The organism is Leptolyngbya cf. ectocarpi LEGE 11479 (genome assembly GCF_015207065.1).
In the GTDB taxonomy this organism is placed as follows: domain Bacteria; phylum Cyanobacteriota; class Cyanobacteriia; order Phormidesmidales; family Phormidesmidaceae; genus Leptothoe; species Leptothoe ectocarpi.
The window spans coordinates 1-12595 of sequence record NZ_JADEXP010000181.1 but is presented as its reverse complement, the minus strand read 5'-3'; the positions used below and the strand labels follow the sequence as shown (position 1 = coordinate 12595).

Annotated in this window: 11 protein-coding genes; 5 read left to right on the top strand and 6 right to left on the bottom strand. The window is 50.8% G+C overall.

The genetic code is table 11. The features are described 5' to 3' along the window. Positions 1–489 (top strand): hypothetical protein (locus IQ260_RS18165; protein WP_228016232.1); only part of this gene is annotated, 489 nt, incomplete at its 5' end. A gap of 231 nt (positions 490–720) precedes the next feature. Further along, entirely contained in the window at positions 721–3366 is a 2646-nt protein-coding gene (locus IQ260_RS18160) for a cation-translocating P-type ATPase (protein ID WP_193994517.1), read from the top strand. Here IQ260_RS18160 and IQ260_RS18155 read toward each other — a convergent pair. Next, positions 3356–4501 carry a fatty acid desaturase family protein gene (locus tag IQ260_RS18155; RefSeq protein ID WP_228016230.1) on the bottom strand — a complete coding sequence of 382 codons (1146 nt, stop codon included), beginning with the start codon at positions 4499–4501 and terminating at the stop codon, positions 3356–3358. The genes IQ260_RS18160 and IQ260_RS18155 overlap by 11 nt on opposite strands. Positions 4502–4894: 393 nt before the next feature. On the opposite strand from IQ260_RS18155, the gene IQ260_RS18150 reads away from it, so the two are divergent. Continuing rightward, positions 4895–6004, top strand: a complete 1110-nt coding sequence (locus IQ260_RS18150) for a class I SAM-dependent methyltransferase (protein WP_193994516.1) — start codon at positions 4895–4897, stop codon at positions 6002–6004. A 103-nt stretch (positions 6005–6107) separates the two neighbouring features. On the opposite strand, the gene IQ260_RS31150 is transcribed toward IQ260_RS18150, so the two are convergent. The 5 genes from IQ260_RS31150 to IQ260_RS18125 form a co-directional block, all read right to left on the bottom strand. Continuing rightward, the gene (locus IQ260_RS31150; protein ID WP_228016229.1) at positions 6108–6716 is read right to left on the bottom strand and encodes a YHS domain-containing (seleno)protein; all 609 of its coding nucleotides are present in this window, start codon (positions 6714–6716) and stop codon (positions 6108–6110) included. A 133-nt stretch (positions 6717–6849) separates the two neighbouring features. Beyond that, the gene (locus IQ260_RS18140; protein ID WP_193994515.1) at positions 6850–7998 is read right to left on the bottom strand and encodes an ABC transporter permease; all 1149 of its coding nucleotides are present in this window, start codon (positions 7996–7998) and stop codon (positions 6850–6852) included. A gap of 39 nt (positions 7999–8037) precedes the next feature. Continuing rightward, positions 8038–8907, bottom strand: coding sequence for an acetylglutamate kinase (gene argB, locus IQ260_RS18135; protein WP_193994514.1), 870 nt, complete (start codon positions 8905–8907; stop codon positions 8038–8040). A 6-nt stretch (positions 8908–8913) separates the two neighbouring features. Next, positions 8914–9480 (bottom strand): shikimate kinase, encoded by a 567-nt coding sequence (locus IQ260_RS18130; RefSeq protein ID WP_193994513.1) that lies wholly within the window; start codon positions 9478–9480, stop codon positions 8914–8916. 73 nt (positions 9481–9553) lie between these two features. Beyond that, a complete protein-coding gene (locus IQ260_RS18125) occupies positions 9554–10078 on the bottom strand; it encodes a DUF3038 domain-containing protein (protein ID WP_322744991.1) in 525 nt (174 codons plus the stop codon). A 155-nt stretch (positions 10079–10233) separates the two neighbouring features. On the opposite strand from IQ260_RS18125, the gene IQ260_RS18120 reads away from it, so the two are divergent. Further along, positions 10234–11445, top strand: coding sequence for a tetratricopeptide repeat protein (locus tag IQ260_RS18120; protein WP_193994511.1), 1212 nt, complete (start codon positions 10234–10236; stop codon positions 11443–11445). Between the two features lie 147 nt (positions 11446–11592). Continuing rightward, on the top strand, positions 11593–12595 hold a 1003-nt coding region (locus IQ260_RS18115), incomplete at its 3' end, for a hypothetical protein (protein ID WP_228016228.1).

The window sequence follows — 12595 nt, the reverse complement described above, 5'->3', positions numbered from 1 at the left end:
GAGCAGAGCGTACCCGTTGTCGTGGCTCAGGCGACACAAACGTTAGATGCTGTTATCCGCGATGATGAAACGCTCTATCTCAACAAAGATGATGTCCATGAGTACAATCTACAGCTGCAAAATCGGACAGCGGTAGGCGATCGCTTCCTGCCAGCGGGCAGCATTATTCGTGGACAGTTTGAACCGGTTGACGGCGGGTTACGCTATGTGGCTGACTCGGTGGAAGTTGGAGATCGTATTTTGGATCTCAACGCCGTGTCTGAGACTCTCACCGATCGAAAAGACCCTCGCCAAACGGATACTGACGATATTATCGAAGATGCGGCCATCGGTGCTGCCGGGGGTCTGATTATTGGTGAGGTACTGGGAGATTCAGACCTTCTAGAGATTTTGGGCGGTGCGGCGGCTGGTGTCGTTGTTGGTAATGTGACTGCTCCTACTGTCGTGGTGATCGAACCGGATCAGTCAATTTTGCTATATCAGAATTAGTTGCTGCGAGGGTGAGCCGGATGGCCTCTTAGGGTGCCATCCGGCTCTATCTGAGCGGGTCATCTTAAAAATAAGGCTGCAGTGGAATAAGTTCCCACTGCAGCTTTTTGTTATGTTTTGTCGTTAATTTTTGGGTCTTGTTAGCCGGGCGTCTGTCGCTTTGCCTGAGGTAAGGAAGGCTACACTGGTAGGTATCCCTGCTCGCTCCTTCCTCCAACCTGGTCAATTATTGTGAGTCACTGGTACCAACTTGACACCGATATGGTCATCCAACAGGTTGACAGTCATCTAAAGGCTGGTTTAACGACCCAAGTTGCCCACCAGCGGCTGCTTAGGGATGGTCCCAATGAGCTGATAACGGCGCCGGGGAAATCTCCTTGGCAAATCCTGTGGGAACAGATTAGTGCACCGCTGGTGGTGATGCTGATTGTGGCGGCGATTATTTCTGTCATGGTGGGGGATATGCGGGATGCGATCGCAATCCTTGCCATTGTTATCTTTAATGCTGTCATCGGGCTGCGTCAGGAATACCGGGCTGAACAAGCCATGGCCGCCCTCAAAAAACTGGCTGTACCCACGGTGCGGGTTAAACGGGATGGTCAGGTCCAGGAATCTTCCATGGCCAATTTGGTCCGTGGTGACCTGGTGCTATTGGAAGCCGGTAACGTGGTGCCGGCTGACGGTCGCTTACTTGAAACCATTAATCTACAGGTTCAAGAATCAGCGCTGACTGGGGAGTCGGTCCCGGTGGATAAGGCCACCGCTGTGTTGGACGCTGAACACAGCCTGGGCGACCGCCGTAATATGGTTTACCACAGCACCACTATTACTCGAGGTCGCGGCACCTTTGTGGTGACTGAAACGGGGATGGCCACCGAAATTGGCCACATTGCCTCAATGCTGCAATCGGTGGAGACCGAAGCCACCCCTTTACAAAAGCGCTTGGCCCAGCTGGGTAAGGTGTTGGGGCTGGGGGCCATCGCCATTTCCTTGGTCATTGCTGCCATGGGGATGGTTCAGGGAGAATCCTGGCGGCAAATGTTGCTCACGGCGGTCAGTGTGGCCGTGGCCGCTGTCCCTGAAGGTCTGCCAGCGGTGGTCACCATTGCCCTGGCCCTGGGGGCAGAACGCATGCTCAAGCGCCATGCTCTGATTCGTCATCTGCCTGCAGTGGAAACCCTGGGCTCGGTCACCACCATCTGTTCTGACAAGACGGGCACTCTGACTGAAAACCGCATGAGCGTGACCGTGCTGGATATCGCGGGTCAGCAGGTGCAGCTGTCCGGTGATGAGGCCATCGGCAACCAGGCCCTCAGTCTGCTTCTACTGAGCGGTACCCTCTGTAACGACGCGTCCTTAGACAATAATCACGCCATTGGCGACCCCACAGAAACGGCCCTGGTCACCGTGGCTGCTCAAATGGGGTTACCCAAACGCAAGCTCGATCAGCTGTGGCCCCGCATTGATGAGGTGCCGTTTGACTCAGACCGCAAACGCATGACCACCTGTCATCGTTGTGACCAACCCCTGCCCCAAGCTCTACAGCAGCTGTGGCAGCAGGCGGTGCCGGTCAATACCACCGCCGTTGTCTTTAGTAAGGGAGCCTTGCACAGCCTGATGGATACCCTCGATCGGGCCTGGATCGATAATCAGGTGCAGGTGCTCACCGATGGGCTCCGTCAGCGCATCTATACGACCCATGACCATCTCGCCGATCAGGGACTGCGCGTTTTGGGGCTGGCGTTTCGCCCCCTGTCCTCGGTGCCAGGGACAGATCAGCTGGAGCAGCAGCTCGTTTTTCTAGGCATGATGGGGCTGATGGACCCGGCCCGGCCAGAGGTCAAAGCTGCCATTGGTCTGTGTCAAACGGCGGGTATCCAGGTGGTCATGATTACGGGGGACCATCCCCTCACAGCCCAGCACATTGCTCAGGATTTGGGCATTGCTAGCGAGGTGTTACTCACGGGGCAAAGTCTGAGCAAAATGCCGGTGGCGGATCTCCATAGGGCGGTCACCCAAACTGGAGTCTATGCGCGGGTCACTCCCGAAGACAAGCTGAGAATTGTTCAGGCGCTGCAGCGACAGGGCCACATTGTGGCGATGACGGGGGATGGGGTGAATGATGCCCCAGCTCTCAAACAGGCGGATATTGGGGTGGCCATGGGTATTACCGGTACCGATGTTGCCAAGGAAGCGGCAGACATTGTGCTCCAGGACGACAACTTTGCCTCGATTGTGGCGGCGGTGCGCGAAGGGCGCGTCATCTATGACAACATTCGCAAGTTTATCAAGTACACTCTGACGGGGAATGTGGGGCAGCTGTGGTTGTTGCTGATCGCCCCCTTTTTGGGTATGCCGATTCCCCTGGTGCCGATTCAGATTTTGTGGATCAATTTAATTGCGGATGGCTTACTGGCTTTGGCCTTGAGCTTTGAACCCGCAGAACGACAGGTGATGGATCGTCCGCCTTATCGACCCAATGAGAGCATTTTTAGTCGAGGTATGGGCGCAGATATTCTCTGGGTTGGTTTGCTGCTGGGGATTGTGTTAATTTTAGTCGCCCATAGCTATTGGCAAACGGGTAATCCAGCCTGGCAGACGATGGTGTTTACCACCCTGGCATTTTCTCGCATTGCCCTGTCGGAAGCGGTACGGTCGTCGTCCGAGTCTGTCGTTAGAATTGGGTTGTTATCGAATACAAAGCTGATGGGGGCAGTGTTATTAACGGTCTGTCTGCAGCTGGTGGTGATTTATGTGCCGGTGTGTCAGGCGTTTTTCTCAACGGTGGCTCTGAGTGGTAGGGAGATTGCGATCGCATTTTTGCTTGGCACCATCAGCTTTTGGGCGCTAGAGCTAAAGAAAGTGGTCAAAAGCTAATGCTATTGTGCGCGGGGCAAGGGATGTGCTCTGTCCCAGTCCAGTCGGTAAACATGGTCTCAGTGAGATAATAGCGTGGCGTTGTTAACAATACGTGCCAGGCATCTTGGGCTGTGGTCACATACCCCATACGCTCAGGGTAAAGCTTGGCCAGGCCTGCTCGAACGAGGGGATAGTAGTCAGAATTGAGGCCTGGAAAAATATGATGTTCGGCATGATACGAAAAATTGTAGTGAATGAAATCAATGAATTTTGGCACTTTAATAGAAACACTATTCACCAAGGGATCATTGATCTCAGTCATGCGACAGAACATATGATTGGTGTAAATATAAAAAATCATACCCGCATATCCCAACCCAATGGGCAAGAAATAAGCCAGTATCAGCTTGATCGGATCAAACTGTAAATACGCTAAAAGACAGAGGTGGAACAGTACCATGAGAGAAAGCTCAGCTGCGATCGCTCGTTTCTCTTGAGGTTTAACAGAAAATTGAGCTGCCACATGGGGACAGTCCTGGTCACTAAAAAATAGTACCGCTACCAAATGTCGACAGCCATATATTCCCCAAGCAGTGACCATACCCAAAATTAATCCTGGGACAGTTATCGTAGAAGACGGCACTATAATCTCTTGAACCCGCTTGCCGAGAGCATTGGGTTGCTGATAAAGATAATTGCGATCGGGGTCTGCTAGAGAATTCGTTTTATTGTGATGAACCCGATTATGCATGATTTTCCATAATGTCGGCGGAATCCAAAGAATTGTTTGACTAAACAACGTCACAACATAAACCCAGCGCCTGTTCCGAATCACACTCCCATGCATCAAGTCATGACCGATAAAAGCCAAGAGGATGACACAATTAGCCATCACCACCGAACAAGGCAAATATAGCCAAAGCAAAGACTTGGGCCACTGATCCAAATAGGAAGCAATCCCCCACCCCGATAGCAAAATAGCAATATTAATCAAGAGGACAACTAGCTTACTCCCGTCAGGTTGAAACGCCTCCTTGGGTAATAGCGATCGCAATTTTTTTGCATAGACCGATTGAGGAATCAGTCCTGTAGACACAGCATGACTCATCATTTCAACGCTTTCTAAAATATTTTCTAAAAAGTAAATTGCCAATCGAGAACTGTGTTGTCCGAGCCAACAAACAAATAACGCAAACCGACTACCCTTCTGAAAAAGAAGTGCAGCCCAATACACCGGGCTCATCCAGGCAAAAAGAATGTTGTCTTTCAATCAGATTGAATAATGAAATCTTATTGACTGAGCCAACTAAAAGAGATAAACCAGTCAAAAACTTAACATTCTTTATTTAAGATTACTTAAGACACGTTCCGCACTATTAATTAAGCGATATAAGCGATGTATGGCGACGGTCACTCGGCTTTTTTATTGACATGCCAGACTATTTCTCTAGAGCAGTGGTTGAATCATACGGCTCTGTTGGTGGTTTTATGAATAGCGCCAGGACTATAGAATTTTAAAAAATTATTTAGTACAAGGAGAATTAAGATGACCTTGTTATCAACACTAAATCGATTTCTCTTTCTTTTGCCAGAAGCCATTATCGGCGGTCCTAGCTATGCTAGATATATGTTCTGGTCACGAAAGTGTAATCAAGTTCTTGATCCATCAACTGTTTGGAACAAGTTTACAACACCTGATCATCCTCTCTATGAGATACTTTTGACCCATTATCCCCCAGGATTTATCCGACGATTGATTGGGGATATCTATGTGGCCCAGCTGGATAGATTAGCTGGAATTTCAAAGCATTATGACATTTCCAATGACTTTTACCAGCTCTTCCTCGATAAAAAATATATGTTTTATACCTGTGCTGACTTCTTAAACAGCACAGATACCTTGGAAGATGCCCAGGAAAACAAAGCGAATTATCTCTTATATCTCATTGATCCTCAGCCTGGAGAAAAAATTGTAGATTTAGGCTGCGGCTGGGGCAGTATGATGAAAAAGATCTACGATGTCACGGGGGACCGTCAACAGCTGGTAGGCTATACCCTGGCCACTGAACAAAAACGCTTTATAGAAGACGAATATGGCTTCAACGTTGAATTTGAAGATTTTGTAACAGCCACCTATGAGCCCAATTCACTAGACAAAATTTACTCTATTGGGGCGGTTGAACATATTCCCAAATCTAAACTTCTGCCAGTTGCTCAGGCCTTAGCAAGCGCGATCAAACCCACTGGTAGAATTGTTCATCATTTTTTCTGTCAGCTCAGTGACACCATGCCATCTAGGCTGTTAGCAGGGGCAGATATTTTCCCTGGTGTGGAACTAACGTCGTTGCAACAACATTTAGATGTTTTTGAGCAGGCTGGATTACAGGTGAGGCATCATTCCCTCCATGACTATCGGCCCACATTGAAAGCATGGTTTGAACGGTTAGTCGCGAACGAAAAAGAAGCTATTCGCTTGGTGGGTGTACAAAATTACAACAAGTATCAATGCTACTTAGCAGAAGCCTGGCGGTTATTTGACAATCGAGACCTGGTTTTGACCCGATTTTTACTACAGCGGCAAGATGCCCCGGTCCGATGGGAGGTTGCTACTCCAGTGAGGCTGGAAACAGCGGTAGAGCAGCCTATCCTTACTTAAAAATCAACGGATATGACTTTGATACGGTCATGGGTGATCTGGTTCAGCTGATGGAGCACATGGGCTGAACCACTGCCCATATTGTAGGGCCTGATGACGCCTACTAAGAGTCAGCTAAAACGCCAGGCCAGTTGGCATTTGCTTTACTAATATTATCGGGAATATCCCTTTCCCACTGTCTTTGTACACCTCTGTTGTAGTTCAGGTATAGCCTGCCGTCCACAATTTTCCAGGCATTAGGATCAATGGAAGCAGTGTATCCCTGACTCACGGCCCAGGCACAAAAACCACCATACTGGGGGGCATACTGTTCTGGATTGGCTACAAACAGATCTCGATTTTCTGCACTGGCAAACTGCCAGGTGGCATTACGCCAGGTGTAAACAAACTCTGGGGTGCCGGTAACGGGGCCACCTTGGGTAAAGTAAGCAACGGGATCTGTGCCGCGAATGGCCAAGCCGTTATCATCCACAAAATATTGGATATCTTGAGCTTCAGACTTACTCGTTTCTACCGTGATCGGCTCACCTGAGCTAGCAGCAAGATTTACGCCTACATCTGGATTCGTTGCAGCAGTGTCGGTGGTATTTTCCTGACGATTGTTGTTTGGGGGGTGACTATCTGAGGTGCTGGGTGGAGTGCTACAGCCTGCCGCCAGGGCTAAGCTTACAGAAAGTGTAATGATTAATTTAGCTAAATAGTTAGCGTACATCTGGATTAAAAATTGATTTTAATTCATCTGTGAGTTAAGCACATCAAACTTAATCTGTGCTTAGACGGAGCTGATAATTGTGAGTGCTGCTGCTCCTGAGTATGGTGTCAGCACGCCGAACTCAGCGACAACCCTACTCTTCCAAACTCCGTGGATCCAACGCATCCCGCAGGCCATCCCCCAGCAGGTTAAAACACAGTACCGTAACCACAATCAACGCCGCCGGAGGCCAAATCAACCACGGATGCAACACTAAAATTGACGCATTCGTCGCCGAGGACAGCATATTTCCCCAAGACGCATCCGGCTGCTGAATACCTAGGCCAATGAAGCTCAGCGCCGACTCGGAGAGAATATATCCCGGAATGGCCAGCGTGGCCGAGATAATCACATAGGTGGCCGTTTGAGGCAAAATATGACGCAAAATAATGTGCAATGACCGCCCGCCCATGGCCTGACTGGCCTGCACAAAGGTGCGTTCTTTCAGTGATAGCACCTCACCCCGAATAATCCGCGCCAGACCTGTCCAACCAATAAATGACAGAATCAGAACAATCAACAAAAAGCGTTGAGAACTGCTTAGCCCCGCTGGCAGCACTGCTGCTAGAGTGACCAACAAGAAAAAGCCTGGAATCGACATAATGACCTCGACAAAGCGCATGATCACCGTGTCGATGGTGCCGCCAAAGTAGCCAGAAATGCCGCCGATCAGCAGACCTAATGGGAAGGTGATGATAATCCCCACCAGACCAATACTGAGACTAATGCGGCCCCCATGGATCAACCGACTGAGCTGGTCGCGGGCTGACTCATCTGTACCAAAGATATTCCACTTACCGTCACCGACTGTGCCAAATAAATGCCGGTTGAAGGTGATTCCCTTTAATAGCTCGACCTCTTTCATCTGCATTGAGTCTTCAAAGGAAATACTCTTTACGAAGGGCAGCTTTAGCTGAAACAGCTTATACTCAGATCCCTTTACCCAGAGCCGAATCGGTGACGGTTTTGAAAAATCTGTTTCAGTGACGCGCTCACCCGTTTCGATATCCACCGGTCCCTGAGAGACCGGGTACACATGGGGACCCCGAAACTGTCCTGAAACCTGGTCTTGCCAATATACCGTCGTGGGCGGCAACAAGGATCCATTGGGCTGTTGCTCGTAGGGGTCATAGGGAGCTGTCAGCTCTGCAAAGGCTACGGTCAGGTAGAAAATGATCAGAACGGTGGCACCAAACCGAGCCAGGGAGTTTTGTTTGAGTTTATTCCACCAGGTAGCGGCCATGTCTAAGGTCGGAAAGGACTTGTGGGTAATGGGGCTATTCTAAGCGGTTTGATGCGAGGCGACTAGCATGGAGCCGATGCCGGAGTTGGTAAAGGTTTCGAGCAGCAGCGAGTGGGGTACGCGGCCATCGATAATATGGGCGCCGCGAACGCCTTGGGCCAGGGCACGGACACAGCAGGTAACTTTAGGAATCATGCCGCCGGACACAATGCCAGAGTCGATCAGGGCACGGGCTTCTTGGATGTCGAGCTTGTTATAGAGGGAGTCAGGGTCGTGGTAGTCCTTGAGGATGCCGGGGGTGTCGGTGAGGAGAATCAGCTTCTCGGCACCGAGGGCAGCGGAGAGTTCGCCGGCTACGGTGTCGGCATTGATGTTGTAGGGCTGACCGTTGGTGTCAGCAGCGACGCTGGAGATGATGGGAATATAGCCTGCATCTACTAGAGATTTGACCAGTTTAGGTTCGATGCGGGTGACTTCACCGACGAAGCCGACACCCTCGGCGGCATGGGGCCGGGCGGTAATTAGGTTGCCATCTTTGCCGCATAGACCCACCGCACTACCCCCGGCAGAGCTGACCAGACCGACCAGTTCTTTATTCACCCGACCGACCAGCACCATTTCCACTACATCCATGGTGGGGGCATCGGTGACGCGCAGGCCGTCTTTAAACTGGGCTTCAATGTTGAGCTTATTGAGCCAGTTGTTGATTTCGGGACCGCCGCCGTGGACGACCACAGGACGGATGCCGACACAGGCCATAAAAACGATATCGCGAACGACCTTATCTTTGAGGGTGGCGTCTTTCATGGCGGCACCGCCATATTTGATGACGACGGTACGCCCCCGAAATTTTTGGATGTAGGGTAGGGCTTCGCTGAGGATTTGAACGCGGTTGGCGGCGGTTTCCATGGGGAATTAACGATTGATAGTGGTACTGGTGGCGGGGTTTTCGGCGACAAAGGTTTGGAGAGTGTCCAGGGTCCGTTTTGCGATCGCACCCACCTGCTCTCCTGGCTGATAGGTCACCGTCACATCGGCCTGGGCATAGCGTGGCTGCCGCTGCTCTAAAAGCGTTGTCAGTTTTTGGCGCAGGTTTCCAGACTTTAATAAAGGCCGGGACTGATCGCGGCGCAGACGCACTAGCAGCTCATCCACAGCAACATCGATCCACACCACCAGCCCTGACTGAAGGTGACTCCAGTTTTCCTGTTTGACTACCATGCCACCGCCGGTAGCAATCACTGTATGGGTATAGGGCGCCACTCGGGCCAGCACCTGGGATTCAAGAGTGCGAAAGGCCGTTTCCCCCTGCTCAGAAAAAATATCGTTAATGCTCTGGCCTGCGGCCTGCACAATCACATCGTCTGTATCGATAAAACGGTAGTTGAGGGTACGGGCCAGGTATTTGCCGAGGGTGCTCTTACCAGAGCCCATCATGCCTACCAGATATAGGTTTGTCCCCTTAAGAAACTCTGCGGTCATGCCGGAGGTTAGATCATGGTTCGTTTTTTGACCCAATTATTATGGATCTATTCGGCCCGGTTTATGCGCTTGATCATTCAGCCCGATCCAACAGCGTCTGCCATAGCCGTTGTGCGCCGCCGCCGCTGCTGTAGAACAGCAAATCAATTAATAGCTGAAAGGCCAGCTTTTCCAAGACTGTCGGTGGAGCCTCCTGCTCCATGCGATCGCTATAGGTATTACTAAAGCGATCTAAATAATCCCCCAAGACAGCCACACGGTGGGGAGGCTTATCCGCTGCTGCTGCCTGCTCCAACGCCGTCACCGCCTGATTGATCGCCTGACGATGCTGACCCGCCAGCTGGGCCGTAATTAATACCAAAGCCCGAGCCTCATCCACATCCAGTTTTTTGCGTCCTTGCCCTTTACGCAACGGGCTGGACTGCCGTAGCCGCCATAGACTCACACGATCTGACAGCAGCGATGCCACCTGCAGCGACTTTGCCTGGTCTAAAATCGCCTCTGAGCCAATACCCACCAGAGTTTCTAGGGCCAGCAGTACTAAATCAAGCTGGCCCTTAATGGAGCGTAACTGGTCAGGGGTTAGGTTGGCAGACACTGGCGCCGGAACTACACAGTCACGTTGTAGTTTAGCGCTGCATTGTCCCGTCTCATGGTTGGAACTCGCTTGTAAAGACTTTAATGAACTTTTTTGAAAATTTATCCGTATGTAACAACAAAAATGAGAATGCCTTACTAGGGACGGCATCAGCTATGGAGCATATCAGCCTGCTTGAATCTTGGATTCAAATGGCTGCTACATGGCAAAAGCCAGTGACGCTATCTACCTCCAGGCAATGTGTTGCTAAAACGGAGTACATTATGGGTCGCGCTAGCATTATTGAGGCTTACATTCAACGGTTGCTGGCATGGAAACAGCCAATTACACCGTCTGTTATCGCAGACATTGCTGCCGATGTAGGCATTACCAAAGGTGAGCTAGACGCCATCAACCTCAAGGTGAAAACCCACCTCACCCGAGGTAACAGCTATGGAGAAACGGGCGACTTTGACCGTGCCATCGAGCAACTGACCCAGGCCAGTGCACTCGATCCGGTTAACCTAGAAGTGCTCCACAGCCTCGCCTATCTCCATAATCTGCGCTACAACCAGGACAGTAATCTGGCCGATCAAAAACAGGCTCTACGCATTGCTAAACGCTGTGTAGAACTTGACCCCCAAGATAAAGAGGCCCTCACACTAGTGAGCTGTTTGGAGAGCACCGTCAGTTCTCCAAAGGCATCTCGGCAGACAAAGCCGAATATTTTTATCTTGATTGGCTTTTTAGAAAATATCTTTAGCCTCGCTAAGCTATCTCGACGAACAAAGACAAAAATTGCTGTTCTGATTCTCTTTTTACAGCAGCCGGTCAAGCTACCAACAAAAGAGCTGTTGACCCAGTTAGCAACCGCAGTCGTTGCTGGAGGTGTCGCTGCCGTTGGCCTGAGTCTGACCGGGGGGCAACCCCCGATATTTTCCAGTCCGGCCCCTGAAACGAGCGCTTCAGCGCCTGTCTTTGATCCAGGTCCCAACATTCCAGTGGTGTTTAATCATCCGGGTCTGCTGATTGAACCCCGGCTGTCGCGGCTGGGTGACTATGACGGTGAAGACTATTACAAGCTGCACGGCATTGTCATCAACGACAGTGGCCAAGAGGTCAGAAAGCTAAATCTAAAGATAGAGCTGTTAGACGGTGATGGTGATCCCATTTCCACTATCAACCAGGTAGCGGTCACCAACGACATTATTCGACCGGGGGACACCGAGTCCTTTAATCTCTTTCATAAGAGTACCGCCGCCCTAATTAGCGTACGTGTGAGCGTCGTGGACATTGAGCAGGTGGTTGAGGGCAAAACTCAACTCTCCCCCACCCCGACTAAGGATAACGGGAAGACGTTTGTCTCTCAGAGTATCGACAAATCTTGATATCAAGGGGTTCGCCACGAAGACTTTACCTAAATTAGTCGGAATTTTATCCGTATTTAGAGAGGAAATCTGGGAATGGATTGAATAGAACTGCAACCGGTGTTGTCGCGTTAACCCCCTGACACCACCACGGAGTGAATAAATTATATGGATCGCGATCGCATCATAGAGGCTTATATTCAACGGCTGCTCGCCTGGGAGAAGCCCGTGAACCAAGACACCCTTGCTGCGATTTCGAAGGAAGTGGGGATTACCCCTGCCGAAATGCATGCCGTCAGACGACAGGCTAAGGCCCATTTTACCCGAGGCCGCAACTATATCGAGTTTGGTGTGCTCAACGATGCCATTAACGAACTGACCCAGGCGATGTCGCTGGACCCCCTGAATCTAGAGATTTTGCACTGCTTGGCCAATGCCTATAACCTGCGTTACAACCGAGAAAATGAGCCCGCCGATCGGCAAAAGGCACTGCTGGTGGCCAAGCGCTGTGTAGAGCTAAAACCCAGTGATAAAGAAGCGCTGGTTTTAATTAGCTTTCTAGAACATACCCCGGCCAACACTAAACAAAAACTATCCCAATGGACTAAGCAAAAGATTGGGATTGTGGCTGGGGGAGTCGTCACCGTGGGGCTGGGCCTGATGGGGCTGAGTCGGCTACCTGTATTTTCCCAACCGCCTGCCCTCCTGGGACCCGCACCAGGGACCATCGTGCCAGGGTCGGCCATTTATGAATCCAGTACCCCTGGGACCGACAGTCAAGCAGCCCCTACCTCCCCAGCTGTAGCTGATATTGACCTCTCGGCTGATGTCGATATTCCGGTCGTTTTTGAGCATTCTGGCATTGTGCTGGAAGCTCGCCTATCCCAGGTGGGAGATTACCAAGATGCGGTTTACTATCAGCTGCACGGCGTATTTATTAACGCCAGTGACCAGGAAATTAGACAGCTCGCCCTCAATGTTGAGTTTCTAGACCGTAATAATTTTGCGATCGCAGCCAATGACACAGAAGCCATTGGTGCTAAAGACGCCATCATTCGGCCCGGTGATACCCATGCCTTTAACCTGCTCCAAAAAGTCAACTCAGATCTAAGTGCCGTTCAGCTCAGTGTGACCACCCTAGAGCAGGCCCCGGCGCGCACCACCTATGTTC

Coding starts and splice junctions, on each gene's coding strand:
- IQ260_RS18150 (WP_193994516.1), top strand. CDS start 4,895: ATGACCTTGTTATCAACACTAAATCGATTTCTCTTTCTTTTGCCAGAA.
- IQ260_RS31150 (WP_228016229.1), bottom strand. CDS start 6,716: ATGTACGCTAACTATTTAGCTAAATTAATCATTACACTTTCTGTAAGC.
- IQ260_RS18140 (WP_193994515.1), bottom strand. CDS start 7,998: ATGGCCGCTACCTGGTGGAATAAACTCAAACAAAACTCCCTGGCTCGG.
- argB (WP_193994514.1), bottom strand. CDS start 8,907: ATGGAAACCGCCGCCAACCGCGTTCAAATCCTCAGCGAAGCCCTACCC.
- IQ260_RS18130 (WP_193994513.1), bottom strand. CDS start 9,480: ATGACCGCAGAGTTTCTTAAGGGGACAAACCTATATCTGGTAGGCATG.
- IQ260_RS18120 (WP_193994511.1), top strand. CDS start 10,234: ATGGAGCATATCAGCCTGCTTGAATCTTGGATTCAAATGGCTGCTACA.